The organism is Streptosporangium sp. NPDC002607, from assembly GCF_053592655.1.
Map to the genome: position 1 here is coordinate 90688 of NZ_JBSFWD010000004.1, position 26686 is coordinate 117373.

Genomic DNA, 26686 nt, shown 5'->3' on the forward strand with positions numbered 1-26686 from the left:
CGAGGGGCACAGGCGATCCGATTCCTTCTGGTGGTGGTGGCCGTCTTATCGTCATCAACACGTGTTGGCGTAGGGGGCGGTAGTCGTGGTCGAGGAGCAAGGCGGTGGCGGTCAGGCGGAGGACGCGGCCGTGGTGGGCGCCGCGCTGGCCGGTGACGAGGGGGCGTTCGGAGCGCTTGTCGAGCCTTTGCGGTGGGAGTTGCGGGTGCACTGCTACCGGATGCTGGGCTCCTATGACGACGCGGAGGACATCGTTCAGGAGACGTTCCTGCGGGCATGGCGCCGCCGGGAAACCTATGAGGGACGGTCGACGTTCCGGGCCTGGCTGTACAAGATCGCGACGAACGCGTGCCTGGACCTGATCGACCGGAACAACCGGCGGGCCGCGCCGTACCAGGTTCCGCCGCTGGTCGAGTCGGGCACGCCGGTGCAGCCACCCACCGAGGTGTCGTGGTTGCAGCCGGTCCCGGATCGGCTGCTGGAGCCGACCGTCGACGGTGCCGAGGAGCCGGAGTCGGTGGCGGTCGCGCGGGAGACGATCGAGCTCGCCTTCTTGGTGGCGATCCAGCGACTCCCTGCCCGGCAACGAGCCGTGTTGATCACCAGGGATGTGCTGGGCTGGCCCGCCACCGAGACGGCCGCGCTGCTGGACACCAGCGTGGCGTCGGTGAAGAGCGCGTTGCAGCGGGCGCGGGCGACGCTGAAACAGCACCTACCCCAGCGGCGCGAGGACTGGGCACCTTCGGCCGAGCCGAGCGCGGACGAGCGCGCGCTGTTGCGACGTTACGTCCAGGCGCATCAGCGAGCCGATCTGGGTGCGCTCACCGGATTGCTCGCCGAGGACGTGCAGATGACGATGCCGCCACACCCGGCGTGGCTGGTCGGGCGGGATGCGCTGCTGGCCCTTACCGGACAGGTCTTCGACTCCGGCTCGGAGTGGCATCACGGGCGCTGGCGCAGCGTGGTCACCGGCGCGAATCTCCAACCCGCGGTGGCGCACTATGTCGAATACCCCACCGCACCCGAGACCAAGGACCTGACCGGGCGGTTCCGCGGCCAGGTGCTGGATGTGCTGCGGATCGATGGCGGCCGGATCACCGCGATCACATCGTTCGCACCACGCCACTTTGCCGCGTTCGACCTGCCCCTGGTCCTGTCGTGAACGTGCGATTCCGGCGGCGCGAGGTGGTCCTGGCCTGCGGTGAGGTCCGTGACTACGACGCGGCTGCCTGGCACGACGCGATCGTCTGGGTGCAAGGCGGGGAGGTCGAACTCGAGACTATCGACGGCACCTGGCAGCGCTTCGGCGTCGGCGCGGTGCTGTGTCTGGCCGGCCTGCCACTGCGCGTGCTGCGCAGCCCGGGACCGGTGCCCGTCACCCTGGTCGCGATAAGTCGAAACCGGACCGATTCCTTCTCCGCCCAGGCGCCGTCATACAGCCGTTAACACCACATGACACCTGAGACGGGGAAATAATCATGTCCACCACCGGCGAAACGACGGTCATCTCCCGGGACGGAACCGAGATCGCGTTCGAGCGGCTCGGTGCCGGGCCTGCGGTCATCCTCGTGTCCTCGGCGCTGGCTGACCGCTCCGACGCCGGTAAGCTCGCCGGTCTGCTCGCCCAGCACTTCACCGTGATCAACTACGACCGGCGGGGCCGGGGCGCCAGCGGCGACGCCGCCGGGTACGCGGCCGAACGCGAGGTCGAGGACATCGCGGCGTTGATCGACCATGCCGGGGGTTCGGCGTCGGTGTTCGGGAGTTCGTCGGGGGCGGTGCTGGCGTTGCGTGCCGCGGCGGCCGGGCTCGACATCGAGAAACTGGCGCTCTACGAGCCGCCGTTCGTGATCGGCGACGACGGCTTCGGCCCGCCCAAGGACTACGCCCGGCATCTCGACGCGCTGCTGGCCGCCGACCGGCGCGGCGACGCGGTCAGGTACTTCATGACCAAGGCACAGGGCATGCCCGCGTTCATGGTGACCATGATGCGGCTGATGCCGGGTGTGTGGTCGAACCTCAAGGCGCTGGCGCACACGCTGCCCTACGACGCCGCGGTGATGGGCGAGACCCAGCAGGGCAAGCCGCTGGAGGCCGACCGATGGTCTGCTGCGAAAGCGCCGTCCCTGGTACTGACCGGCGGCAAGAGCCCGGCCGGATTCCACGACGCCGCACGAGCGCTCGTCCGCATCCTGCCCGACGCCGAACACCGTACCCTGCCCGGCCTCAACCACGGCGCCGTGGTCATGGCCCCCAAAAAGCTCGCGCCCGCGCTCGTGGAATTTCTGCACGGCTGAGCCGGGCACCGATTCCTTTCCGGGCGCCGTGCCGTCACACAGACAAACCCAGCAGCATCGAAGCGGACAGGAGAGGTCCTCATGTCGAACAAGCAGGACACCGCGATGACCGAGCTCGACCGGCTCACCGGCACCTGGAAGGTGAGCGGCGAGGCCACCGGCCAGGTCACCTACTCCTGGCTGGTAGGCCGTCACTTCCTCAAGCAGGAGGTCGACCTCCAGCATGCCGGCCGGCACATCACCGGCATCGAGATCATCGGCCGGGAAAAACCGTTCGGCGCCGAGGAAGCGGGCGAGGACATCACCTCCCGGTTCTACGGCAGCCAGGGCGAAACCCTCGACTACGTCTACGAGATCAACGGCGACACGCTCACCATCTGGGGCGGCGAGAAAGGCTCACCCGCCTACTACCGCGCCCTGTTCAGCCCCGACGGCAACAGCCTGTCCGGGAACTGGGTCTGGCCCGGCGGCGGCTACCACGCCGAACTGAGCCGCGTCCGATGACTGACACCACGATTACGAAGCGACTGCTGATCGCCGGCGCGGTCGCGACCCCGCTGTTCTTCACGGTGGCGTTCACCCAGGCGTTCACCCGAGACGGCTTCGATCTCTCCCGGCACATGCTCAGCCAGTTGGCGACCGGAGACCTCGGATGGCTGCAGATCGCCAACTTCATCGTCACCGGCACACTGTTCATCGCGGCGGCCATCGGGATGCGGCGGACACTGCGCCAGGGCCGCGGGGCAAAATGGGGCCCCCTACTGATCGGAGTCTTCGGCGGTGCACTGATCCTCGCGGGTATCTTCGTCACCGACCCGGCGAGCGGCTACCCCGCCGGGTCAGCCGACGGAGTGATCTCCTGGCACGGCGCGCTTCACAACGTGGCCTCCATGGTGGCCGGCCTTGCCCTGCTGGCAGCGAGCCTGGTGTTCGCCCGCCGGTTCCTCACCGGCAAGCAGAAAGGGTGGGCGATCTACAGCGTGGCCAGCGGGATCATTTACGCCGTCCTGCCACAGACCAACCCCGGGCTGATGAGCCTGCTGTTCGCCATCGCATCGCTGATCGGCTGGGCCTGGATCTCCACGCTCTCCCTCCACCTCGTCAACACCAGCACGGCTGAGGCGACCACGCCCCAACTCCAGCGCGCATAACAATCATCAGTGGGGCCCGGTGTCAAAGGACACGGGCCCCACTTTCCATGCTCCCGCTCTCGGAGCTGCGCGAGCCCGCAGGCTCAAAGGCGTCCGAGGCCGCTCCCCACGAAGGCCCGTCCACCCAGCGCTTATCCCGATGACCAGCGGCGGAGTTCGGCCAGGCCGGGGCGGAGGTCGGGGAGCGGCGGGAAGATCAGGCGGTTGCCGGAGAGGGTGGGCAGGGCGAAGGCGACGGCCTTGCCGGAGGTGGCGGTGGTGAGGGTGATGACCGGGTAGGTCTGGCAGTGACCGTGCGAGAACCGGTGGGCCAGCAGCAGGCCGCGGCCGTTCTCGGCGAGCAATGGGAGACCGATCTCCTTCACCGAGTGCAGCAGGTTGAGGATGATGCCGATCTCGTGCGGGTCGGGGTCACCGTCGACGATCTCGCACCAGGTGGGGATGCCGTCCAAACTGAAGATCCGCAGCTCGTACGGCGGGCGGGCATGCTTTTCCGCGTTGGCGGCGAGTTCGGCGACGACGAGTTCGGCGGTGTCGATGTCGTCCTCGGGCAGGCCCGCGTGCTGGAGCACCTCCCGGACGATGGCCCGGGCACGACGCGAGGCCGAACCGGGCTGCAGGACCTTCACCAGCGCACGGATGTCACTCTGCCTGGCCGCACCATCCCGCCCCGTCATCCCGGCGCCCGGCCCTGTCACCCCGGCGTCATGTACTGGTGGGGTGGTGCTCTGACCGGTTGCATCGAGCTGTTTCCAGTTCTGGTCCGGCAGGGGTGCCGGGCTTTCGACCGGGTGGTGTTGGGCGCCTGGGAGGATGTCGCCTGCTGGCCGCATGAGCACGCTCCGTTCACTGCGGGGGTTGTGCACAGCAGGAAACGCCAGGGCGGTCGAGAGGGGAACGTCAACGCTGCTCATTGACCGCTGGCCGATCACGTTACGTTCCGGAGGCGGACGTTAACTGAACGTTTTCTCGGAGGGTAGCGATCAGAGGTCTTCGAATATCACAATGAGTTGTCATTCGATTACCAGGGGAGAACGGTCGTGGGTGAGCTATGCGGCGGTAAGGGGCGTCCGGAGCCGGCCAGGGCGCGCAAGCGACGAGGGATGACCCAGGAGGCGGCTGCGGAGGCGGTCGGGGTGTCCGCCGCAGCCTGGGGAAGGTGGGAGCGGGGCGAGCAGGGAGTTCGGGCCTACAGCCGGAAGCGGATCGCGGCCGTGTTCGAGGTGGATGCGGTGGAGGTCGAGCGCTGGATAGAAGGGTGGGCCTTCGCAGCGACATCATCGTGGCCGAACGCTGACTTCGGAGACGGTTCACAGGCGGCTACCGTGAAGGCGGTCACGCATCTGTGGAGGTGTGAGTTGGACTCGTCCCGGCGCGAGATGCTGGCCACGTTGCCGTTCGTACCTGCGGCCCTGGGCGAGTGGCTGGTCTCCTGGAGCTACGGTCTCCCCGCCGAGTCGGCCGCGCACCACGGGTCCGGGCCGATCGTGGGTCTGGCCGATGTCACCCGGATCAACGAGTCCCGCAGGGCGTTCAGCCAGATGGACCAGCGGTTCGGGGCCGGGGTGGTGCGCCCGGTGGTCATGAACTACTTGAACGGCAGCGTGACACCGCTACTGCGTGGTCGCTACAGCGACAAGGTCGGGGCCGAGCTGATGGTCGCGGCGGCGGGGCTGACCGAGCTGGCGGGCTGGACCGCCTTCGACCTTGGCCAGCACGGCAAGGCTCAACACCACTTCGGCCAAGCACTCAAGCTGGCGAAGGCCGGGAACGACCTCCTGGCAGGGGCCTGGGTGCTGATGACACTGACACAACAGGCGATTTATCTACAGCAGCCCAAGTGGGCGGAGTGGCCGGCTCGCGCCGCCGTCGACACCGCGCGCCGGGCCGGAGCTCCCCCACGTGTCATGGCGTTGATGCTGGTCAAGGAGGCCGGGGCGACAGCTTCGCGGACCAGGGGAAACAGGACCTCTGGCGGGCATGCCACCAAGCAGGTCGAGCGGCTGCTCGCCGAGGCCGAGCGCGCACACGACCAGGGTTCTGACGACCGTGACCCGGAGTGGCTCGCCTCGTACGGCAGATCGGGACTGGTCGCGGCCATGGGCTGCTGCTGGCAACAGATCGGCGAGCACCGACGGGCGGCCGGCTTCGCGGAAACCGCGATACAGGGCTACGACGGACGCTTTGTCCGCGCGGTGCAGTTCGCCCAGGTAAACGCCGCCGAAGCGTACCTCGGGATGGGTGAGCTGGAGGAGGGGATCACCCGTGCACGGGCCGCGATCCCGGCGATCAAGGCGCTGACCTCTCCCCGACTGGTGGAGCGTCTCCGGCAGTTCGCCGGTCAGCTTGAGCCGTACCAGGGCAGCATGATGGTCCGCGAGTTCCGCGACCACCTCAACCACGAACTCGCCGCCTGACCTTCACCCGCCCGGTAGCCTGCGGCATCGAAGCCCTCTGCGACGGGGGCAGCGGTGACGGCGTCCCTCTTGGGGTCCCGGTAGTAATCGCAGAAAATCCAACGGATATCGCCGACCGGCGTCGACACGGAGCACCCGGGCGAGGTCAGCGGCATCCTCGGCCCAGCCCGCAGCATCCACCAACCGGTACACCACCCCTGCGACGCCATCACATCAGAGCAGGTCAGGGGTATATCCGTTGGATTTTCGGCCAGGAACCCAGGGAACCCCATTGGGCCTTGTCATTCCCGGTCGGCACTGCCACAGTGTTCTCATTATCCGGTAATTCAGTTATGTCTTCGAAATGTCGAAGATACCTCTGCTGGTACGTCCGGCCGGCGTTTCACGCCCGCCGTTCGAGGAGGCTGTCCAGTGACCCAACATCCAGACGTCACCTGCTCATGGTGACCGGCGAAGCGCGGTCCACCGCACCCCCTGGTGGGAGCGCCTACGACGACATCGCCGTCAGGGGTTGCCGCCCCCGGCCCTGACCCCGGCCGGGGGCGGCAACCCCCCTCCTCGATCGGCAACCCCCCACCTCGATCGGAGACGACTCTCTGTGATCCCCCGTAATTTAGGCCGGTTACGCAAAGGCGTGACCGCCGTCCTGCTCACCGCGTCCGTGATCCTCACCCTGCTGCCCTCCCCCGCGTCCGCGGCCACCGCGCCCAGCGCCCCCGACTTCGGCCCGGTCATCGACGGCTATGCCGCCTTCCAGGGCCAGAGCACCTGTGACCCCACGGCTAAACCGGGGGTGGTGGCGGTACGCGACATGCTCAGGGCGACCTACGGCCGCGCCGACTCCGGCATCGTCCGCGCCTGTGGTGTTGGCGGCGCCAGCGAGCACAAAGAGGGCCGCGCCCTGGACTTCCCCTTCAACGCCAACGACGTGGGGCAGCGCGCCCAGGCCGACGGGCTGGTGGCGTGGCTGCTGGCCACCGACCGGCACGGTCACGCGCACGCCCTGGCCCGGCGGCTCGGCGTCATGTACATCATCTGGAACCGCCGTATCTGGATGGCCAACAGCGCCACCTGGTCGTCCTACAGCGGCCCGAGCCCGCACACCGATCACGTCCACCTCAGCTTCGGCTGGCCCGGCGCCCTCAAGCAGACGACCTGGTGGACCTCCTCCATCAGGCCCGTGGACCGCACTGTGGGGGACGTCACCGGGGACGGCTACGCCGACCTGACCACCGTCACCGCGCAGGGCCAGCTGGCGGTCTACGGCAATGTCAAGCTGATGCCCGGATCCGGCGGAAAACCGTTCCAGGGCGTCAGCTGGCAGACCGACAACACCAACTGGAACCAGGTGGCCCGCTCCATCAGCACCGCGGACGTCACCGGAGACGGCTACGCCGACCTGGTGGCCCTCACCACCGACGGGCGCCTGCAGATCTACGCCAACGGCTCCAGGCTCAGCGGCGGGGACTTCTTCGGCGGCGTCTACCGCGAATACCTCAACTGGGGCGGCTTCACCAACATCGCAGCCGGTGACATCAACCACGACGGTTTCGCCGACCTGGCCGCCACCACAACCAGCGGCCAGCTGCACATCTACCTCAACACCCGCGAAAGCGGTGCACAGGCGCTCCCCTTCCGCAACCTGACCTGGTCCTACCCCGCCAACTGGGGCAGCGACGTCATCGACATCGCCATCGGCGACGTCACCGGGGACGCCTACGGCGACCTGGTGTCCATCCGCACCGACGGCACCCTGGCGGTCTTCGGCAACGGCATCCTGCAGCCCGGCAACGGCGGCCGGCCATTCGTCAACACCACCTGGTCGGTCCGCGGAGGCTGGGGCGGTGTGGCCGATGTGACCGTGAGCGACGTCACCGGGGACGGCTACGCCGACCTCACCGCCGTCACCAACGGCGGCGAGCTGCAGGTATACGGCAACATCAGCGGCTACCCGCCGCACGCCCCCTACGGTGGCGCGCAGTGGACCTACCCCAACTGGGGTGGCGTCCGTCATATCGCCTGACCCGCCGCTGAGTTGCGATTGTCACAAGGAGTGATCGTGCCCGAAGTCGTGACCTGCGGGGAGGCCATCATGTTGATGGTGGCCGAGCCGGGGGTGCCGCCGGCTCGCGCATCGACGTGATGTACCACCGGGTGGGAACAGCGACCGCGCCGCTCCCGCCCGGCTGGCCCGACCCGGCGGCGCTGAAAGGTCAGATTTCGGAGGTGGATCGCCCGGGGGCCGCGCGGCGCAGGTCAAACAGGTCGGACGGGGAGATGGGCATCCGGTCGATCCGGATCCCCTCGGCGTCCTCGATCGCCGAGGCGATCACCGCGGAGACCGGGATGACCCCCGCCTCGCCCGCTCCCTTGATGCCCAAGGGGTTGAGCGGGGACGGGGTCTCCAGGTGGGCGGTCTCGATGAAGGGCACCTCGGTGGCGTACGGCATCAGGAAGTCCATGAACGAGGCGTTCAGCAGCTGGCCGTGGTCGTCGTAGACCATCTTCTCGTACAGGGCGCCGCCGACGCCCTGGGCGACCCCGCCGTGGATCTGCCCCTCGACGATCATCGGGTTGATCAGGTTGCCGCAGTCGTGCACCACGGCGTAGCGCAGGATGCGGATCTCCGCGGTCAGCGGGTCGGTCTCCACGATCGCCGCGTGCATGCCGGAGGCGAAGGTCGAGCGGATCGGCGAGTAGTAGTCGCGCCCCTCAAGACCCGGCTCCTCCCCCTCGGCCACCGGCGGCCGGTCGAAGGACGAGGCGCCCGCGAACTGGGTCGCCCTGGCCGCCTCGGCGTCGAAGGCGTAGCGCAGCGGGTTGGACAGCACCGCCACCGTCGCCAGCGGGATCGTGGTGCCGGGAGCGCCGACCACCCGCACCTCCCCGTCGACGATCTCCAGGTCGCGGGGGTCGGCCTCCAGCGCCTCCGCGGCGATCCGCAACGCCTTCTCCCTGACCTTCCTGCAGGCCAGGGCGATCGCGTTGCCGCTCATCACCGCGGCCCGCGAGGCGAACGTGCCGACCGCGTAGCCGAACCTGCGGGTGTCCCCGGTGACCACCGAGACCCGTTCCAGCGGCACGCCCAGCTCGGTCGCGGCGATCTGCGCGAACACCGTCTCGTGCCCCTGGCCCTGGGAGGTGAGCCCGGTGGAGACGTGCACCCGGCCGTCCGAGGTGATCTGGACGTGCCCGCCCTCGTACGGGCCGACGCCGGTGCCCTCGACGTAGCAGCCGATCCCGATCCCGATCGCGCGCCCCTCGGCGGCGGCGCGGGCCTTCAGCCCGGGGAAGTCGTCCCAGCCGATCAGCTCCTTGAGCAGCCGCAGCGACTCCGGGTAGTCGCCGCTGTCGTAGATCAGCGGGCGGCCGTCCTGGAAGATCAGGCCCTGGTCGTAGGGGAACTCGTCGGGCTGGATGAAGTTGGCCGCGCGCACCGCGGTGCGGTCGGCCCCCAGGTGCTCGGCGATGTGGTCCATGGTCCGCTCCATGCAGAAGACCGCCTGCGGACGGCCCGCCCCCCGGTACGGGGTGACCTGCACGGTGTTGGTGTAGATCGAGGAGAACTCGACCCGATAGGCGCCGATCCGGTACGGGCCGAGGAGCTGGGTGGAGGTGATGATCGGCACGATGATCCCGTACGGCGTGTAGGCGCCGTGGTCGTGCAGGATCTCGACGTCCAGGCCCAGGATCCTGCCCTCGTCGTCGAAGCCGACCCGGACCGACTGCACCTGGGCGCGCTCGTGCGCGGAGGAGATGAAGTGCTCGCGCCGGTCCTCGGTCCACTTGACCTCCCGGCCGAGCGTGATCGCCGCCCACGGGACCAGGATCTCCTCCGGCCAGGGGTGCACGATCTTCACCCCGAAACCGCCGCCCACGTCCGGGGCGACCACCTCGACCTTCGGCAGCGGCAGGCCGAGCTTGGCCGCGATGGCCATCCGGACGCTGGTGGAGGTCTGGGTGCTGGAGTGGACGCGCAGCGAGCGGTCGTCGGCGTCCCAGCGGGCGTGCACGCCGCGCCCCTCCAGCGGCATGGACGCGCTGCGCTCGATGTCGAGCCGGAAGGCCAGCGTGTGCGGCGCGGCGTCGATGGCCTCGCGCGCGCCGAGCCCGGCGACCGAGGGCACCTCCTGGACCAGATGCGCGCCGACGTTGCCCGGCACGTCGGCGTGCACGAGCTGGGCGGACTGCGTGGCCTCCTCCACCCCGACCACCGGCTTGAGGATCTCGTAGTCGACCTCGATGAGCGCGCAGGCGTCCTCGGCGAGGTAGCGGTCACGGGCGACGACCATCACGACGGGCTCGCCGACGTGCCTGACGATCTCGCGGGCCAGCGGGTACGCGGTGCGGCCGTGGGTCAGCGCCGGATGCGGGATGAGCAGCGGCAGCGGCTCGGCGAGCGCGCCCGGCAGATCCTCCCAGGTGTAGATCGCCACCAGCCCCTCGACCTCGATGGCGGCCGAGACGTCGATGTCGCGGATCCGGGCGTGGGCGTGCGGGGAGCGGACGAAGGCCGCCTGCAGCGCCCCCGGCGCCAGGTCGTCGAGGTAGAGGCCGTGCCCGGTCAGCAGCCGGGGGTCCTCGCGCCGCCTGACCGGCTCGCCGAACAGTTTCGTGGTCATGATCGCCTCACCGGGACGTGTCTCCTGCCTCGCCCGCCCGAGGGTCCTCCGGGACCGCCCGGAAAGTCCTCGTGCTCCCCCGAGAATCCCCCGCGCCCGCTCAAGGCTCCTCCGCCATGATCTCGGCCGCGCGGTGGACGGACTTGACGATGTTCTGGTAGCCCGTGCACCGGCACAGGTTGCCGGAGATGCCCTCCAGCACCTCCTCGTCGCTCGGCGCCGGGTTGTCCCGCAGCAGCGCGGTCACCGTGCACAGGAAGCCGGGCGTGCAGAAGCCGCACTGCAGGCCGTGGCACTCGGCGAAGGCCCGCTGCACCGGCGAGAGCGTGCCGTCCTCGCCGGCGAGCCCCTCCACCGTGGTGATGTCGCGCCCGTCCACGGTGACCGCGAACGTCAGGCAGGAGCGGACGGGCTCGCCGTCCAGCAGCACCGTGCAGCACCCGCAGACCCCGTGCTCGCACCCGACGTGCGTGCCGGTCAGGCCGAGGTCGTGCCGCAGGCAGTCCGAGAGCAGCCGCCGCGCCGGGACCGAGGCCTGCCTGACCACCCCGTTGACGGTCAGCGTGATCTCATGCATCTACGGCCTCCCTGGCGGCGTCACGGAGTGCCTGCTCGGTGAGGACTCCGGCGAGGTGCCGCCGGTAGGCGGCGGTCGCGTGGATGTCTGCCTCCGGCTCGATCCCGTCCTGCACGGCACGGGCCGCCGAGGCCCAGTCCGCCGAGTCCGGCGGCCGATGACCGACGGCCTCGGTGACGTCGACGAGCACCGGGACGGGGCCGAGGCTCACGCACGCCACCGTGGCCGAGGTGATCCTCAGATCGTCGTCCAGTGCGACCAGTGCCGCGATCCCGGCCAGGGCGTAGTCGCCGTGCCGCCGGGCGACCTCGCGGAACGCGGTGCCCGAGCGCGGGGGCGGGACGGGGAAGAACGCGGAGACGGCCAGCTCGCCCGGGTCGATCGCCGACTCCAGGGGGCCGGTGAAGAAGTCCTCGGCGGCCACGTCCCTGACGGCGCCCGGCCGGGCCAGCCGTACCGAGCCCCTCAGCAGGGCGAGCACGGCCGGCAGTTCGGCGGCGGGGTCGGCGTGGGCCAGGCTGCCGACCACGGTGCCCCGGTTGCGGATCACCGGGTGGGCCACCAGCCGGAGTGCCTGGCGCAGCAGCGGCTGGGCCGCGGCGACCTCCTCGGAGCGTTCCACCGCCGCGTGCCTGGCCAGGGCCCCGACCCGCACGCCGCCGGGCTCGACGTCGACGGCCGCCAGTTCGGCCAGCCGGTTGATGTCGACCAGGTGCGCGGGGGCGACCAGCCGCATGTTCAGCAGCGGGATCAGGCTCTGCCCCCCGGCGAGCACCTTGCCGTGCTCCCCGGCCCCGGCGAGGGCGTCGAGCGCCTCGCCGAGGGAGCGGGGGGCGTGGTATTCGAAGGGGGGTGGTTTCACCCGGTGGCCTCTCGTTGTGGCTCGGACACCTCTGCCGGACCGGCGCCGCCCCGTCCGGAGATGGCCCGGAGCAGGTGGTAACCCACCACCACCACGATGGTGCCGAGGGCGATGCCCTCCAGCGTGAAGTCCGAGCTGATCATATGCTTGACCGGGCCGATGGCGAGGATGATTCCCGCCCCGATCGGGACGAGGTTGACCGGGTCCGCGAAGTCGACCCGGTTCTCGACCCAGATCTTCGCGCCGAGCAGGCCGATCATGCCGTACAGGATGACGGTGATGCCACCGAGCACGCCGCCCGGCGTGGCCGCGACCAGCTCGCCGAACTTCGGGCAGAGGCCGAACAGGATCGCGATGACGGCGGCGATGTAGTAGGCGGCCGTCGAGTAGACGCGGGTGGCGGCCATCACGCCGATGTTCTCGGCGTAGGTGGTGGTCGGGGAGCCGCCGAAGGTGCTGGCCACGACCGTGGCGGCGCCGTCGGCGATGACCGCCCGGCCCATGTACGGGTCGACGTCGGTCTTGGTCATCTCGCCGACGGCCTTGACGTGGCCGACGTTCTCGGCGACCAGCGCGATCACGGCGGGCAGGACCAGCAGTACGGCGGAGAACTTGAAGTCGGGGAAGTGCATGCTCGGCAGGCCGATCCAGTCGGCCTGGGCCACCTTGTCGAAGCTCACCCTCGGATGCGTGTTGATCGCACCGACGCTGGCGTTGAAGGCGGTGATTTCACCGAAGACCCTGTCGGCCCCCCAGGAGAGCACGAAACCGGTGATCAGGCCGAGGAGGATGCCGATCCTGCCGATGAAACCCTTGAAGAGCACGATGGCGACGAAGGTGACGATCATCGTGATCAGCGCCATCCACTGGTCCTGTGGCCAGTAGACGTCGGCGACGACGGGCGCCAGGCCGAAGCCGATCAGCATGACGACGGCGCCGGTGACCACCGGTGGGAAGACCCGGTTGATGACCTGCACGCCGAGGAAGTGGACGGCCACACCCACCAGGGCCAGTACCAGTCCCGCGACGAGGATGGCGCCGGTGACGATCGCGTCGGTGGCGGGCGTGTCACCGCCCATGAGCGCCCGGATGGCGAGCACGCCTCCCACGAACGACGCGCTGGTCCCGAGGTAGCTGGGGACCTTCCCCTTCACGATGAGCAGGAACATGATCGTTCCGACGCCCGAGAACATGATGGCGACGTTGGGGTCGAGCCCCATCACCAACGGGAAGACGAACGTGGCACCGAACATCGCGACGACGTGCTGCGCCCCGAATCCGACCATCCGCGGCCAGGACAGCCGCTCGTCGGGTCTGACCACCTCTCCCGGGGCGAGTGTTCGGCCGTCGCCGTGTTTCGTCCAACCTGAAACCATCGAGCCCCACCTTTCACCGGGCCGTCGGTCGGTGGCCACCCCGCGGGCATCCCTCCGGCGAGTCCCTTACTACCATTGCGGGCACATTAGGACTGAGTCCATGTGCGGACATCGTCATGATCTGCCAAATCTGAGCAGCTGACCAGTGAATGCCTCGCGCACCACCAGTGAGAACGCCCGGTGAAGGACACGGGGGACGGTGAAAGATATAGGTATGTGACATGGCCGGCAGCGCGGACGGCCCGTCGTGGCCCGGAAGAGCGGCCCGAGAGAGCGGCCGGAGGCAGGCGGACGGCCCGCCGGAGAGCAGGGCGGGGCCGGTGACGGGATCAGGCTCCGGCGGCGACCACCCGGATCTCGAAGCCGTCGCCGGTCACCACCTGGCCGTTGCGTATCTTGCAGGTCTTGCGGAGCTCGACCTCACCGTCCACCAGCACGTTGCCGTCGGCGATGAAGTGCTTGGCCTGGCCGCCCGTCTCGGTGACGCCACAGTACTTGAGCAGGTCACAGAGCGGGATGTAGTCGGTTTCCAGCTCGAAGGTCTCGTTCACGCCGAACAGCTTAGGTCCCGCGCGCTCCAGGACGCGGGTGCTCCTGCGGACGCCGGCTCCCGCGCACGTCCGGGACGCGGAGCACCGGTCTCAGATCCCCCTCATCCGCAGGACGTGCAGGGCCAGGGTGAGGTTCAGCCGCAGGTGGGCGTCCTCGGTGAAGCCGCCGAGCATGCGTTCCAGCTTGCCGATCCGGTAGCGCAGCGTGTTGTAGTGGAAGTGCAGCCTGCGCGCCGTCTCCGCCACGTTGAGGTTGGTCTCCAGCAGCACCTGCAGGGTGCGGCGCAGGTCGGCGTTCTCCGCGTCGTCGTCGGAGGCGAGCGGGCCGAGCGTCTCGCGGACGAAGGCGTGCAGCTCGGCGGTGTCGTTGACCAGGGAGAGCAACCGGTAGACGCCGAGCTGGTCGAAGTGCGCGACCGCGCCGTTGCCGTGGAGCTGGCGGCCCACCCGCGCGGCCTTCAGCGCCTGGCCGTACGCCTCGGGCAGCGCCTCGGCGCCGACGGCGGTGCGGCTCGCGCCGGTGGAGAAGGTGGCGGGCAGGCACTCGGCGAAGGCCACGGCGGCGTCCTTGGCCAGGCGGCCCGCGTCGACCGCCGCGTCCACGATGGTGACGACCTCGTGGGAGAAGCCCGCCACCGCGCCACGCGCGTCGTGGCGGCGCATCGCGCCGGTCCAGCAGGTGACCAGCCGGTCCTGGGCGGCGCGCTCGTCGCCCTCCGGGTCGAGCTCGGCCACCAGCACGGTGACCGGGCGCTGCAGGTCCCAGCCGAAGGCCCTGGCCCGGGAGGAGACCCGCTCGGAGCCTCCCGCCCTGCCGGTGAGCACGTCGCGCAGGAAGTCGGCGCGGTACTTGCTCTCGACGGCGTTGACCGCCTCCTGCCGGGTCACCACCAGCGCGGCGACCGTGGCGGCACGTTCCAGAATGCCGACGTCGCTGTCACCGATCGAACCGACGGGGCCGCAGGCGACGATCCTGCCGTGGTGGTGGCCGCCCGCCACCACCGGCACCGAGGTGTGGCGGGAGTCGGGGGCGCCGCGCAGCGCGGCCACGTGCTCGGCCGGCCCGGCCGAGGCCAGCACGTGGCCCGTCCCGTCCAGCACCGCCACGCCCACGTCAAGCAGCCCCGCCACCTCGGCCGTCACCTCGCGCAGCCCGCCCCCGGCGAGCACCACCTGGACCAGCGCCCGGTGCGCCTCCTCCGCCCTGGCCAGCACGACGGCCTGGCGGTTGAGGATGTCGGTCAGTACCTGGTTGAGGATGTCGTCGAAACCGACGTCGTCGGGAAGCTGGATCAGCGGGAAGCCCAGCCGGTCGGCCTGCTCCACCATCTCCTCCGGCAACTCGTCGAGGTAGCGGCCGAGCTTGATGGCCAGCGCGGCCAGACCGCGCTCGTCGAGGTCGGCCACCAGCCTGCCGAGCGACTGGGGGGTGTTGCGCAGCGGGTAGCCGGTGGTGAGCAGCAGCTCGTGCGGCTTGACCCAGGCCAGGACGTCGGGCACCTCCATCACGTTGAGCCGCTGCACCACCCGGTCCAGGCCCCGCTCTCCCGCGATCAGCCGGGCTCCCGCCAGCGTCGAGACGCCGAGGACCTCGCCGACGGCGACTCCGTGAATGATCGTTCCGGTGCTCGCCGGCCGTACGGGAGGTTCCATGAGGCGATTGTGACCGATAGACCCGTCTGTCAGGAAGAGCCAACCTTTGGGCTGACTGTTGGCAGCTTTATCCGTACGGCCTGCGTCCACGCCCGTTCTACCGTACGGCTCAATGGATGGGGGAGTCCGTGAGCGAGCGAACCGCTGGAGAGAGCACCTTCACACCCACGGGGCCTGCCGAGGAGCGCTCATGAGCGTTGGAACGCGCCCGAAGGCGCGGCACGTGCACGTGCGGACACATGGCACCGGTGCGGCCAGCACGACCCTGCGCCAGGTACTGGAGGCGCCTCGCCGCCCGGCGCGGGTGCTGGCGGCCTTCCCCGCCGGCGTCTACCTTGAGGTACGCACCGAGCTGGAACCGCAGGTCATCGCGGTGGTGACCGGGCAGGCCACCCGCCTGCCCAACGCCATGGTGGTCACCGACCCGATGCCTCAGGTCGCGGTGGGTGACGAGGCGTGCGTCGGCGACGGCTCGATCGACGTCGGGCGGCTCAGCCTGCGGGCCCATCGCTGGTGGAACCCGGCCCCGCCACTCGGCACCGTGAAGGTGGCGGAGCTGATCCGCTCGCTGCCCGCGATGGCCGAGCTGTGCGAGCGGTCTCCGAGGCGGTCGGGGCTGGAGGGCAACGGCGCCGCCGGCCTGCTGGCCCAGGGGTGCGCCGAGGGCTCGCTGCTGAAAAGCGTCGTGGCCGCCGAGCAGCTGGTCGGTCTGGGCCCCGGGCTCACGCCGAGCGGTGACGACGTGCTCGCGGGACTGCTGGTCGCGCTGCGCCACCTGGGCGGCGCGACGGGGGCCGGCCGTGCCGTCTGGCTGGCCGACTGGCTGGCCGCCGCCGTCACCTTCGACGTACGGGGCAGGACCACCCCCATCTCGGCGGCGCTGCTGCACTGTGCCGCCAGGGGCGAGGGCAGCGGCGAGGTCCTGGCCGTGCTGCGGGGCCTGGCGGGGCGGCAGTCCCTGGAGCCGGCGCTCCGCCGCCTGCTCCAGCTGGGTCACACCTCAGGGGCCGACCTGGCATGGGGGCTGCGCATCGGGCTCGCGGCGGTGATCGATCTGGAAGGCAGGGGCAATTGAGCACTGATGTGGTCCGGGTGCGCACCGGGGTCTACCACGACTCCGTGAGCCTGATGCGGGTCAGCCGGACGGCGGCCGCGCTTCCCGGCGTGCAGGTCGCGGTGGTGGCGATGGCCACGGAACTCAACCTCGGGATCGCCGCCGAGCTGGGGTTCGACCTCCCCAAGGCCGGTCCCGCCGACCTGCTGATCGCGCTGCGCGGCGGCGAGGCGGACGCCCTGGAGGCCGCCCTCGCGGAGCTGGACGGGTTGCTGGCGGGACTCTCCACCCCGCCGGCCGGCGGCGCCGCCGAGCACCCCCCGCACACGGTCCGTGCCGCGGCCCGCGAACACGCCGCCACGCTGGCCCTGGTCTCGGTACCCGGGCCGTACGCGTTCGCCGAGGCGCTGGACGCGGTCGAGGCCGGCCTGTCTGTGATGATCTTCAGCGACAACGTGCCGGTCGAGCAGGAGGTACTGCTCAAGCGACGCGCCGCCGAGCTCGGCGTGCTGGTCATGGGCCCGGACTGCGGCACCGCGGTGATCGGCGGAGCCGGTCTCGGATTCGCGAACGTCCTGCGGCCGGGCCCGGTCGGTCTGGTGGCCGCCTCGGGGACCGGTGCGCAGCAGGTGGCCTGCCTGCTGGACCACGCGGGAGTGGGGGTCTCCCACGTGCTGGGCGTGGGCGGCCGTGACCTGTCCGCGGACGTGGGTGGGCTGTCCACCCTGCGCGCCCTGGAGGCCCTCGACGCCGACCCCGCGACCGAGCTGATCGTCCTGATCTCCAAGCCTCCCGCACCCGAGGTCGCGCGGGCCGTCGCCGAGACCGTCGCGAGGCTCGGCACTCCGGTCGTGACCGCCCTGCTCGGCCCCGGCCAGGACGACCTGACCACGGCGACCGAGACCACCCTGCGCGCCCTCGGCGCCCCGGTCCCCGCCTGGCCGTCCTGGCCCGCCCCCGGCACGGCGCGGGAGCACGCGGGAGGTCTGCGCGGCATCTACTCGGGTGGGACGCTCTGCGTGGAGGCGCGGCTGATCACCGGAAGCGGGGAATTCACCGACTTCGGCGACGACGCCTACACGGTCGGCCGGGCCCACCCGATGATCGACCCGACGCTCCGCCTGGAGGCCCTGGCCGAGGCGCCGCCGGGCGAGGTCGTCCTGATCGACGTGGTCCTCGGCCACGGCGCCGACCCCGATCCCGCCGCGACGCTCGCGCCCGTGATCGCCGGGGCCACCGCGAGAGGTGTCACGGTGATCGTCGCGTTGGTCGGCTCCGAGGGCGACCCGCAGGGACTGAACGCGCAGGCCGAGGCCCTGAACGCGGCGGGCGCCGCGGTGTTCACCTCCAACGCCCAAGCCGCGGGACACGCCGCCGAGGTCGCCGCCGGGATCGCTCGTTGACCGCCGTCGGACGTCGGGGAGCGGCTGCCCTCTCCCCGGACGTCACCGTTCTTCGCTCAGGAGTTCACCCATGACGCTGACCATGCTTTCCGGCGAGCCGGAAGTGATCACGGTGGGGGCCGGCGTGCTCGGCGAGGCGCTGGACGCCCAGGCCGTCCCCCGGACGCGGGTGGAGTGGCGCCCGCCGATGCCCGGCACCGAGGCCGACCTGGCCCGGGTGCTGGCCGACCCGCGCAGGGGCCGCGCCAACGAGACGGCGGTGGGCCGCCTGGTCTCCGCCCGGCCGCAGCTCGTCGGGGTGCGTCCCGCGCACGAGGTACTCGACCTGCCGAAGGGCACGTTCCTGCACGCGGGGCCGCCGATCGAGTGGGAACGGGCGTCGGGTCCGATGCGGGGCGCGCTCATCGGGGCGATGCTGCTGGAGGGGCTGGCCGCCGACGCCGCCGACGCCGAGGAGCGGCTGGCCCGCGGCCAGGCGCGGCTGGACTCCTGCCACCACCACCGGACCGTCGGGCCGATGGCGGGCGTGGTCACCCCGTCGATGTGGATGTTCGAGGTCCGTGACGCCGAACACGGCGGCACCGCCTACTGCTCGCTCAACGAGGGGCTGGGCAAGGTGCTGCGCTACGGCGCGTACGGCCCGGAGGTGCTGAGGCGACTGCGCTGGATGGCCGAGGTGCTCGGCCCCGTGCTCCAGGCCACCCTGGAGCGGAGCGGTCCGCTGGACCTGCGGGCGCTGACCGCGCAGGCCCTGCAGATGGGCGACGAGCTGCACAACCGCAACCGCGCCGCCACCTCGCTGCTGGTCCGCGAGCTGGCTCCCGAGGTGGTGGAGGCCGCTCCCGGCCACGCCGCCGAGGTGCTCCGCTTCATCAACGGCAACGACCACTTCTTCCTCAACGCGGGCATGGCCGCGTGCAAGGTCAGCGCGGACGCCGCGCGGAACGTCCCCGGCTCCACGATGATCGTCGCGATGGCACGCAACGGCACGGACTTCGGGGTCCAGGTCTCCGGGCTGGGCGATCGCTGGTTCACCGGCCCCGCGGGCGTGCCGGACGGTCTCTACCTCGGCGCGTACGGTCCGGACGACGCCAATCCCGACATCGGCGACTCCACGATCACCGAGACGGCCGGCCTGGGGGGCTTCGCGATGGCCGCGGCCCCGGCGATCGTGCGGTTCGTCGGTGGCGACGTCTCGGACGCGATGGCGGCCACCCGTTCCATGTACGAGATCACCCTGGCCGAGCATCCCGCGTACCAGATCCCGGGGCTGGACTTCCGGGGCACGCCGGTCGGCGTCGATGTCACGCTGGTCGCCAGGACGGGCCTGCTGCCCACCGTGAACACCGGTATCGCCGGCCGGGTCGCGGGGACCGGACAGGTCGGCGCGGGTCTGGTCAGCCCGCCCCCCTCGGCTTTCACCACGGCGCTGGCCGCGCTGGCCGAGGCGGCCGATCATGGAAACGGATCGGTTTAGCGCGATCCCTTGGCTATTGGGAACGGGCGAAGCTGACAATTCACCCGCTCGCCGGTAGCATTCGGCGACGTCAGGGCGCGGACACAGGTTCAGTGATCCGAAGAACACCGATCACTGACAAATGCCGTCACGCGCTTTCTCCGTATGCCAACTTCCATTACCGAATGACATCCCGATATCGTGTCCAGCCTTACAAAAAGGGCTGGTTGTGGGGAACGGGGTACGATGACCGATCGCTTGCTCGGGAGAAACCCCCAGGGGCCTGAGGGTGGCGATTCCGCCGGAGCCACACCGGAGGGCCAGGGCAGGCTGGTGGGCAGGCGCTACCGCCTGGTGTCTCCGGTGGGCCGTGGTGGGATGGGCATGGTGTGGCACGCCCACGACGTCCTGCTCGACCGGGACGTCGCGGTCAAGGAGCTGATCCTCCCCTACGGGCTCGACCACGCGGGCAAGCAGGGGGCGCACCGGCGGATGCTCCGCGAGGCCCGCTCGGCGGCCCGGCTCAGCCACCCCGGCATCGTCACGGTCCACGATGTCGTCGAGGAGGACGGCCGCCCCTGGATCGTGATGGAGCTGGTCCGCGCCTGGTCGCTTGAGCAGGCCGTACGGCAGAGCGGACCGCTGCCCGTGGTCCAGGCCGCCGAGATCGGCATCCGGGTGCTCGACGCGCTCCGCCACGCCCACGCCGCCGGGATCATGCACCGCGACGTCAAACCCGGCAACGTGCTGCTGACCTCCGACCGGGTGGTGCTCACCGACTTCGGCATCGCCGCGATAGAGGGCGACGTCACGATCACCCAGACCGGCCTGCTGATGGGCTCCCCCGCCTACATCCCGCCGGAGCGGCTGTCGGGCCGGCAGGTCACTCAATCCTCCGACCTGTGGTCCTTCGGTGCCACGCTCTACGCGGCGGTCGAGGGCCGGCCCCCCTACGAGGGTCCTGACGCGGTGGCCGTGCTCGGCGCGATCCTCACCCAGGAGCCCAACCGCCCCCAGCGAGCCGGCGCCCTGATCACCGTCATCGAGGGCCTGCTCCGCAAGAACCCCGCCGACCGGATGAGCGCCGCCCAGGTGTCGGATCTACTGGACCGGGTGCTGCGCAGCCACGGCTCCAGCACCCCGAACCGCACGCCCAGCCCGGTGCCCTCGTCGATGCCGGTCCCCGGCGACTCCATGCCGATGCACCTGATGCCCCCGCTGGACGTGCCGTCGGGGCCGATGCCCTCCCGGATCATCGAGACGCCCTCCGGCCCGATCCGGGTGCCCTACGACCCCGCCGCCGACTCCTCGGGCGGTCACGCGCTCCCCTACGACGCACTCGCCGGCCCGAGCGGGGGCCACCGCGCGGACCTGCTCTCCCTCCCCGAGCACTCCTCAGCTCCCAGGTCCGCGCAGACCGGCGGGCACCAGCGCGGGTACGACGCGCTGCGCATCCCGGCGACCGGACCTGACGGCAACCCGTTCGACGCGCTGACCAGCTTCTCCGGCGACCTTCCCGGCGTCCCGCCGTCCGCACCACCGCGCGACGGGCGGAGCGGGGCCGCCCCCTGGCCGATCCCGGGGCCCACCCCGGCCTCGCAGGAGCAGGCCCCCTCCGACGCCGTACGGAACTCCCAGGCCCTGACCTCACCCGGCAGGGTAGGGACACGCGCGGGCACGCGCCGCGCTCCGGAGCGCGAGGGCGGCCGGTCGCGCGGCAGCGGCCCCGACAGCCGGCTGCTGATGCTCGGCGGGGGCGGTGTGCTGGCCATCGTGGTCGCCGGGCTCATCGTCTTCCTGATCGGCGACGACTCCGGCACCGCGAACCCCACGGGCCCCTCGGCGGCGATCTCCGCGCCCGCCGACCCGGGGACGTCCTCCGGGGCCGACGAGGAGATCCCCGACGGCTTCAAGTCGGCGAGCGCCGCCGGGGTCTCCGGCGCGGTGCCCGGCGACTGGACCGTGAAGGCCGGCCCCAAGGGAACCGTCACCTTCTCCGGGCCGAAGGGCGGCGGGCAGAACATCGTCGTCGTCGAGGTACCGGTCGAGGACCCGGTGACGGCGCTCGGCAAGGCGAGCAAGAAGGGCCTGGACGAGTACACCGAGGTAGGCGTGACGGTGGTGAACTATCGCTCGTGGAAGGCCGCGGACTGGGAGTACACCTACGTCCAGCCCAACGGCGTCCCGATGCACGGGCTGACGCGCTACGTCGCCGTCAACGGCCAGACCGCCTACCAGATCACGTTCAGGGTTCAGGATCTCGACTGGGAGAAGAACTCGGAGATCCTGGGCACCTTCTTCGCCACCTTCACCTCCGCCGACTGAGCCTGTCCGCGAGCACGACTTCCTGGTCCGGTCACGAGTGATGACAGACTTCACTCGTGACCGCCGACACCACGCCCCCCGACATCTCCGGTGCCCGCAGTGACGGCGGTGAGCGGGTCGCCACGGTGCAGCGGCGGACGCTCGCCGTCCTCTCCGCCGCCCAGATCAGCGGCGGGATCGGCGTCGCCGCGGGACTCGCCTTCAGTTCGGTGACCGTGAAGGAGCTCTCCGGCTCCACGACGCTCAGCGGGCTGGCCGGGACCGCGACGGTGCTGGGCGCCGCGCTGCTGGCGCTGCCCACCGCCAGATCGTCCGGCCGGGGTGGCCGGCGGGCCGGGCTCACCCTGGCCTACGGGTGCGCCCTGCTCGGCTGCCTGGTCTCGCTGCTCGCCCTCACCATGGGTTCGTGGCCGCTGCTGCTGGCCGGGCTGGTGCTGTTCGGCGCGGCCAGCGCGGGCAACCTGGCCTCCCGCTACGCCGCGACCGACCTGTCGGCGCCGGGGCACTCGGCCTGGCACCTGTCGCTGGTGGTGTGGGCCACCACCATCGGGGCGGTCACCGGCCCGAACCTGGCGGGGCCCGCCGAGCGGTTCAGTGCCGGGTTCGGCCTGGCAGCGGGTAGCGGCCCGTTCCTCCTCGCCCTGCTGAGCTTCGCGATCACCCTCGGCGTCATCCTCCTCGCCCTGCGTCCGGACCCCCTGCTTCTGGCCCGCTCCGCGTCCCTGCCCCCATCCCTGCCCCCGGACACCGTTCCGGACGGCACCGCCCTGGACGGCACGGTCCCGGAGGCCGCGTCACCCTCCCCCGGGGAGCGGAGCACGACGCCGCACGGCTCCGGCTCCACTCCCCCCTCGGTCCCGGCCACGGCCTCGGGGAAGGGCGGGGGCACGTTCCGCGCCGCCTGGCGGGTACTGCGTGAGACCCCCCTGGCGGGGCGCGCGCTGGCCGCGATCGCGGTCAGCCACACCGCCATGGTGTCGATCATGTCGATGACCCCGGTCCACCTGGACCACGGCGGCTCGACGTACACGGTCATCGGTGTCGCGATCAGCCTGCACATCGCGGGAATGTACGTGCTGTCCCCCGTGGTCGGCTGGCTGGCCGACCGGGCCGGACGGACACCGGTGCTGTTGCTGGGGATGGGCCTGCTGCTGACCTCCGCCGTCCTCGCGGGTGGGGCCGGGACGCACGACGTCACGCGGATCACCGCCGGGCTGATCCTGCTCGGCCTCGGCTGGTCCTGCGGGCTGATCGCCGGCTCGGCGATGCTCAGCGAGGCGGTGCCGCTGGCACACCGCACCTCCGTGCAGGGCCTGTCGGACCTGCTGACGAACCTCTGCGGCGCGACCGGAACCGTGGCCGCCGGGGTGATCGTCGGCGGTCTTTCCTACGGCGCGCTCGGCGTGGCCGTCGGGGGCATGGTGACGATCACCGGCGCCTGGCTGGTCCTGAGCGGGAACTGACCCGCCGGGATCCGGGGCTCCTGGCCGCTCATGCCCGCCGGGCGGAGCTCACTTGGCGTCGGCGTAGCACCGCACCTGGACCGCCTGCATCGGGAAGCGGACGGGAGTCGATCCGAACAGCAGCCGGCTCGCCTCCTCCGCCGCCCTGCCGACCGCCGCGACGACCTCGTCGGCCTGCTCGGCCGGACAGTGCACCATCACCTCGTCGTGCTGGAAGAACACCAGCCTGGCCGGGTCGGGCAGCAGGCCGCGCAGCACCGCCATCAGCGCGAGCGCCCACTCGGCCGCGGTCGCCTGGACCACGAAGTTTCTGGTGAACCGGCCGCGGTCGCGGGCCGCGCGGCCTCCCTCGGGCCCCGAGACCAGCTTTCGCCAGCCGGCCGAGGGCGGCGGCGAGGTGCGGCCCAGCCAGGAACGGACCACCTTGCCCTCCTCCCCCGCGCGGGCGGCGTCCTCCACGAACTGGTAGGCGCGGGGAAAGCGCTGGCGCATCACGGCCAGCAGCTTGGGCGCGTCTCCGCTGGTGCCCCCGTACATCGCCGACAGCATGGCGATCTTGGCGTTGTCGCGCTCGCCGCCGAACGCCTGCGCCAGCGCCTGGTAGAGGTCGATCTGCCCGGCCGCCTTGGCCAGGCCGCCGTCCCCGGCCATGGCGGCCAGCACCCGCGGTTCCAGCTGGGCCGCGTCGGCGACGACCAGCGCCCAGCCGTCGTCGGCCACGATGACCTTGCGCATCAGCTTGTGGATCTGCAGGGCGCCGCCGCCGTTGGTCGCCCAACGGCCCGTCACCACGCCGCCCACCACGTACTCGGGCCGGAAGCGGTGGCCTCGGACCCACTGGTCGGCCCAGGCCCAGCCGTGGAAGCTGTAGAACCTGGCCATCTCCTTGTAGGCGAGCAGGGGCGCGACACCGGGGTGGTCGACCTGCCTGATGTCGTGGGCCTTGGTGGAGGAGACGGGCACGCCCGCCGCCTTGAACGCCCTGACGATCTGCTGCGGGGAGTCGGGGTTGAACGGGGTGCCGAAGGCCGCCGCCACCTGGTCGGCCAGGGCCTGGAGCTTGGCGGGCCGCATGCCGTGCACCGGGCGCGGGCCGAGCAGGTCCGTCAGCAGCTCGTCGTGCACGTCCTCGCGCCAGGGCATGCCCTCGGCGGCCATCTCCGCGGCGATCAGCGCCCCGGCCGACTCCGCGGCGACCAGCAGCCGGAACCGCCGCGGGTCCGCGGTGGCCTCGATGCGCCGCAGCTGGTCGGCGTGGACCTCGGCGACCAGGTCCGCGTCGGGGGCCGGCGCCTCCTCCTCGAAAAGGGTGGCCTGCCGCGCCTGGGGCCCCTGATGGTCGTCCGGCACGGGGAGGCCGTGCAGCCTGGCGTGGGCGGCCCTGGCCGAGCGGGGCTCGCCGAACCGTCCCTCGTGGGCCAGGAGCAGGCTCTCGGTCAGCGCCAGATCGTGGCAGCGCGCCAGCCGCACGCCGGCGGCGAGCAGCGCGGGATAGACCTCCCGCGTATCGGCCCAGACCCAGCGTGGCTGCCGAGCCTCCAGCTCGCGGACCGCCGAGACCAGATCGGCGACGGCCACGGCGGACTCGCCGTCCACGCGCAGAACGCCCCCACCGCCGGGGGCGGCCGCGACTGACACGTTCATACGCCAACAGTGCCACGCCGATACGACATTCCGGCCGGGTCAGCCGAGCGGTATGACGATCTCGTCCTCGAGCGGGGGCTCGATCTCCTGCGGCAGGCAGCCGGTGGCGGCGAAGCAGCGGATCCGTAAGACCTCGGGCGTCACCGAGACGTGCAGGAAGCTCTTGAAGAACGGCGGGGTGTCCCAGTCCGACAGCTCCGACAGGTAGCGGTGGAAGATCCTGCCCACCGGAAGCCGGAACGGCATCGGCCAGCCGCCGAGGATCCGGGCCGCCCATCTCATCCGCCGGGTGATCGGCACGGCCGGGATGTCCCGTACCGGGGTGTTGCCGATCTGCCGGGACATCAGCGCCGTGCTCTCGTCCGGCGTGAGGTAGAGCCACCGCATGCGCAGCCGGTCGCTGTAGAGCCTGCTGTAGAACGACAACGAGTCACCGCGGAGCGGGTAGCACCTGTAGTCGTCCTCGTGCAGGCCGCCGACGGTGACCCTGGGGATGGTGTGGGTGGCGTGCATGAAGGCCCCCGAGCCGCCCGCCACGATGTACTGGATGGTCCGCTCCCCGACCTTGATCGGAAAGCGCTGGTAGTTGTGCACGTCGCCGCCTATCGCCGCGACGTAGTTGTGCGCGGGGTCGGTGACGATGTCGTCGACGGTGCCGCCCCCGGCCAGCTTCGACGGCTTGTAGTCGTTGCGGGTGTAGATGGGCTTTCCGGTGATCAGCACCTTGGGCCGGGGATCGCGGGAGACCTCGCGCAGCCAGTCGGCCTGCTCGGAGTCGATGTCGCCGCGAATGCCGGTGTCCACGCCGACGATGAGCAGCCCGGGGGTCTCCATCGCCCAGTAGGGGGCCGGCTGCACGGCCTGCTGCTCGGGTCCTGACCGCCGCTCGCGCGCCCTGGCCAGCCGGGCCTCGTCGATCTTCTCGGGCCTGCGCCAGAGCAGGCCGCGCAGCCCGGAGGGCGAAAGCCCGCCCCCCTCGCCCTCCACCTCCAGCGACGGGGCGTCACAGAAGACGCGCATGAAGCCGCCGAGCCCGTCGTACCAGTCGTGATTGCCGGGGATCGCGTAGATCGGCGCCCGGTAGTCCTGGTAGGGGCGGAAGAACTTGTCCTCGTACTCGTTCCCCGAGCCTGTGGGGTAGATCACGTCACTGGCGACGACCGCGAAGGCGGTGTCCTCGCCGATCCTGAGCATGCCCGGCACCACGGCGTACTGCGAGGAGTCGCCCTCCCCGGTGTCACCGAGGACCAGGAAGGAGAACTCGGGACCGACGTCCATCGGGATGCGGAAGGAGGGGTCGGCACCCCGGGCCCGCTGGGACGCCACCCAGTGCGCCCGTACCTGCCCCGACGGGTCTCCGAACAGGGCCGCGAGGACCTCGTTCCTGGAGCGCCAGACCGTACGCACATCGAGCCAGGAGAAGGGTTTCCGGCTGGGCAGCAGGTCCTCGAAGGTCCCCCTGCGCGTGCAGGACCAGCCCGCGCCCTCCTTGGACACCCGGGAGGAGACCTCACGCCCGCGCTGCGCCGCCCGTCCGACATCGACCATGACCATATCTTGGCAATGATCTTAAGGAGTCGCACCCGGATCGCAGGCAATAAAGGAGGACGATCCACATCAGAAGCGGCTGAACCGGAAATCGTCAGGGAGATTCCGGCGGCGGCCGGCGCCAGAGCCGGCACCGCCCCGCCAAAGGCGAGCAGGCGCGAGGTCGTCCCGCGGACTGGAGCGCTCCCCCACCTCGCCATGACCCCGGCCAGGTGCGTGGTTCCCCGGCGGTTCCCGCTCGCCCCTTTCCACCGGAACCCGCCACGGCCCCGCCGGGAGAGCGGCTC

General features: G+C 71.0%; 21 protein-coding genes and 1 pseudogene. 13 read left to right on the top strand and 9 right to left on the bottom strand.

Annotation, left to right across the window (positions count from 1 at the left end):
• The first annotated feature begins 85 nt into the window (after positions 1-85).
• The 5 genes from ACWD3H_RS05935 to ACWD3H_RS05955 all read left to right on the top strand — a co-directional run bounded on the left by ACWD3H_RS05935 (position 86) and on the right by ACWD3H_RS05955 (position 3448).
• Positions 86-1162 carry an RNA polymerase subunit sigma-70 gene (locus ACWD3H_RS05935; protein ID WP_451954194.1) on the top strand — a complete coding sequence of 359 codons (1077 nt, stop codon included), beginning with the start codon at positions 86-88 and terminating at the stop codon, positions 1160-1162.
• Positions 1159-1446 carry a hypothetical protein gene (locus tag ACWD3H_RS05940; protein ID WP_451954195.1) on the top strand — a complete coding sequence of 96 codons (288 nt, stop codon included), beginning with the start codon at positions 1159-1161 and terminating at the stop codon, positions 1444-1446. The genes ACWD3H_RS05935 and ACWD3H_RS05940 overlap by 4 nt, the downstream gene beginning before the upstream one ends.
• A gap of 32 nt (positions 1447-1478) precedes the next feature.
• Positions 1479-2297 (top strand): alpha/beta fold hydrolase, encoded by an 819-nt coding sequence (locus ACWD3H_RS05945; RefSeq protein ID WP_451954196.1) that lies wholly within the window; start codon positions 1479-1481, stop codon positions 2295-2297.
• An 81-nt stretch (positions 2298-2378) separates the two neighbouring features.
• On the top strand, positions 2379-2801 hold the full coding sequence (locus tag ACWD3H_RS05950) for a hypothetical protein (RefSeq protein WP_451954197.1): 423 nt from the start codon (positions 2379-2381) through the stop codon (positions 2799-2801).
• On the top strand, positions 2798-3448 hold the full coding sequence (locus ACWD3H_RS05955) for a DUF998 domain-containing protein (RefSeq protein ID WP_451954198.1): 651 nt from the start codon (positions 2798-2800) through the stop codon (positions 3446-3448). Before ACWD3H_RS05950 ends, ACWD3H_RS05955 begins: the two co-directional genes overlap by 4 nt.
• Before the next feature lie 131 nt (positions 3449-3579).
• Here the strand turns inward: ACWD3H_RS05955 and ACWD3H_RS05960 are convergent, their stop codons facing one another.
• Complete coding sequence (locus tag ACWD3H_RS05960; protein WP_451954199.1) at positions 3580-4125, bottom strand: ATP-binding protein; 546 nt, start codon at positions 4123-4125, stop codon at positions 3580-3582.
• Between the two features lie 363 nt (positions 4126-4488).
• Here ACWD3H_RS05960 and ACWD3H_RS05965 point away from each other — a divergent pair.
• The 3 genes and pseudogenes from ACWD3H_RS05965 to ACWD3H_RS05975 all read left to right on the top strand — a co-directional run.
• Positions 4489-4686 (top strand): annotated as a pseudogene (locus ACWD3H_RS05965) (helix-turn-helix transcriptional regulator); the annotation flags it as partial.
• 120 nt (positions 4687-4806) lie between these two features.
• Positions 4807-5865, top strand: coding sequence for a hypothetical protein (locus tag ACWD3H_RS05970; protein ID WP_451954387.1), 1059 nt, complete (start codon positions 4807-4809; stop codon positions 5863-5865).
• A gap of 634 nt (positions 5866-6499) precedes the next feature.
• Positions 6500-7888: an FG-GAP repeat domain-containing protein gene (locus tag ACWD3H_RS05975; protein ID WP_451954200.1), complete on the top strand. Its 1389-nt coding sequence runs from the start codon at positions 6500-6502 to the stop codon at positions 7886-7888.
• A gap of 190 nt (positions 7889-8078) precedes the next feature.
• Here the strand turns inward: ACWD3H_RS05975 and cutA are convergent, their stop codons facing one another.
• The 6 genes from cutA to ACWD3H_RS06005 form a co-directional block, all read right to left on the bottom strand.
• A complete protein-coding gene (cutA, locus tag ACWD3H_RS05980) occupies positions 8079-10487 on the bottom strand; it encodes an aerobic carbon-monoxide dehydrogenase large subunit (RefSeq protein WP_451954201.1) in 2409 nt (802 codons plus the stop codon).
• Between the two features lie 100 nt (positions 10488-10587).
• Positions 10588-11064 carry a (2Fe-2S)-binding protein gene (locus ACWD3H_RS05985; RefSeq protein WP_350916965.1) on the bottom strand — a complete coding sequence of 159 codons (477 nt, stop codon included), beginning with the start codon at positions 11062-11064 and terminating at the stop codon, positions 10588-10590.
• Positions 11057-11926, bottom strand: a complete 870-nt coding sequence (locus ACWD3H_RS05990) for an FAD binding domain-containing protein (protein WP_451954202.1) — start codon at positions 11924-11926, stop codon at positions 11057-11059. Before ACWD3H_RS05990 ends, ACWD3H_RS05985 begins: the two co-directional genes overlap by 8 nt.
• On the bottom strand, positions 11923-13302 hold the full coding sequence (locus ACWD3H_RS05995; protein WP_451954203.1) for a uracil-xanthine permease family protein: 1380 nt from the start codon (positions 13300-13302) through the stop codon (positions 11923-11925). Before ACWD3H_RS05995 ends, ACWD3H_RS05990 begins: the two co-directional genes overlap by 4 nt.
• A gap of 329 nt (positions 13303-13631) precedes the next feature.
• Positions 13632-13853, bottom strand: a complete 222-nt coding sequence (locus ACWD3H_RS06000; protein ID WP_343967406.1) for an RNA-binding S4 domain-containing protein — start codon at positions 13851-13853, stop codon at positions 13632-13634.
• A gap of 90 nt (positions 13854-13943) precedes the next feature.
• Positions 13944-15506, bottom strand: a complete 1563-nt coding sequence (locus ACWD3H_RS06005) for a PucR family transcriptional regulator (protein WP_350957043.1) — start codon at positions 15504-15506, stop codon at positions 13944-13946.
• Between the two features lie 190 nt (positions 15507-15696).
• On the opposite strand from ACWD3H_RS06005, the gene ACWD3H_RS06010 reads away from it, so the two are divergent.
• The 5 genes from ACWD3H_RS06010 (at position 15697) to ACWD3H_RS06030 (ending at position 23207) form a co-directional block, all read left to right on the top strand.
• Positions 15697-16581: a DUF2877 domain-containing protein gene (locus ACWD3H_RS06010; protein ID WP_355560238.1), complete on the top strand. Its 885-nt coding sequence runs from the start codon at positions 15697-15699 to the stop codon at positions 16579-16581.
• Positions 16578-17963 (top strand): FdrA family protein, encoded by a 1386-nt coding sequence (locus ACWD3H_RS06015; protein WP_451954204.1) that lies wholly within the window; start codon positions 16578-16580, stop codon positions 17961-17963. Before ACWD3H_RS06010 ends, ACWD3H_RS06015 begins: the two co-directional genes overlap by 4 nt.
• Before the next feature lie 70 nt (positions 17964-18033).
• A complete protein-coding gene (locus ACWD3H_RS06020) occupies positions 18034-19440 on the top strand; it encodes a DUF1116 domain-containing protein (RefSeq protein ID WP_451954205.1) in 1407 nt (468 codons plus the stop codon).
• A gap of 225 nt (positions 19441-19665) precedes the next feature.
• Positions 19666-21744, top strand: coding sequence for a protein kinase domain-containing protein (locus ACWD3H_RS06025; protein ID WP_451954206.1), 2079 nt, complete (start codon positions 19666-19668; stop codon positions 21742-21744).
• 56 nt (positions 21745-21800) lie between these two features.
• Entirely contained in the window at positions 21801-23207 is a 1407-nt protein-coding gene (locus ACWD3H_RS06030; RefSeq protein WP_451954207.1) for an MFS transporter, read from the top strand.
• Between the two features lie 48 nt (positions 23208-23255).
• Here ACWD3H_RS06030 and ACWD3H_RS06035 read toward each other — a convergent pair whose 3' ends face one another.
• Together ACWD3H_RS06035 and ACWD3H_RS06040 are read right to left on the bottom strand one after the other, a co-directional pair.
• Positions 23256-24851, bottom strand: coding sequence for a bifunctional 3'-5' exonuclease/DNA polymerase (locus tag ACWD3H_RS06035; protein WP_451954208.1), 1596 nt, complete (start codon positions 24849-24851; stop codon positions 23256-23258).
• Between the two features lie 39 nt (positions 24852-24890).
• The gene (locus ACWD3H_RS06040) at positions 24891-26399 is read right to left on the bottom strand and encodes a metallophosphoesterase family protein (RefSeq protein WP_451954209.1); all 1509 of its coding nucleotides are present in this window, start codon (positions 26397-26399) and stop codon (positions 24891-24893) included.
• Positions 26400-26686: the final 287 nt, after the last annotated feature.

Excerpts from the sequence above, each read along its gene's own strand:
- ACWD3H_RS06020 (WP_451954205.1), top strand. The coding sequence starts at position 18,034 with ATGACGCTGACCATGCTTTCCGGCGAGCCGGAAGTGATCACGGTGGGG.
- ACWD3H_RS05950 (WP_451954197.1), top strand. The coding sequence starts at position 2,379 with ATGTCGAACAAGCAGGACACCGCGATGACCGAGCTCGACCGGCTCACC.
- ACWD3H_RS06005 (WP_350957043.1), bottom strand. The coding sequence starts at position 15,506 with ATGGAACCTCCCGTACGGCCGGCGAGCACCGGAACGATCATTCACGGA.
- ACWD3H_RS06010 (WP_355560238.1), top strand. The coding sequence starts at position 15,697 with ATGAGCGTTGGAACGCGCCCGAAGGCGCGGCACGTGCACGTGCGGACA.
- ACWD3H_RS05995 (WP_451954203.1), bottom strand. The coding sequence starts at position 13,302 with ATGGTTTCAGGTTGGACGAAACACGGCGACGGCCGAACACTCGCCCCG.
- ACWD3H_RS06040 (WP_451954209.1), bottom strand. The coding sequence starts at position 26,399 with ATGGTCGATGTCGGACGGGCGGCGCAGCGCGGGCGTGAGGTCTCCTCC.
- ACWD3H_RS05955 (WP_451954198.1), top strand. The coding sequence starts at position 2,798 with ATGACTGACACCACGATTACGAAGCGACTGCTGATCGCCGGCGCGGTC.
- ACWD3H_RS06025 (WP_451954206.1), top strand. The coding sequence starts at position 19,666 with ATGACCGATCGCTTGCTCGGGAGAAACCCCCAGGGGCCTGAGGGTGGC.
- cutA (WP_451954201.1), bottom strand. The coding sequence starts at position 10,487 with ATGACCACGAAACTGTTCGGCGAGCCGGTCAGGCGGCGCGAGGACCCC.
- ACWD3H_RS05960 (WP_451954199.1), bottom strand. The coding sequence starts at position 4,125 with ATGACGGGGCGGGATGGTGCGGCCAGGCAGAGTGACATCCGTGCGCTG.
- ACWD3H_RS06035 (WP_451954208.1), bottom strand. The coding sequence starts at position 24,851 with ATGAACGTGTCAGTCGCGGCCGCCCCCGGCGGTGGGGGCGTTCTGCGC.
- ACWD3H_RS05985 (WP_350916965.1), bottom strand. The coding sequence starts at position 11,064 with ATGCATGAGATCACGCTGACCGTCAACGGGGTGGTCAGGCAGGCCTCG.
- ACWD3H_RS05945 (WP_451954196.1), top strand. The coding sequence starts at position 1,479 with ATGTCCACCACCGGCGAAACGACGGTCATCTCCCGGGACGGAACCGAG.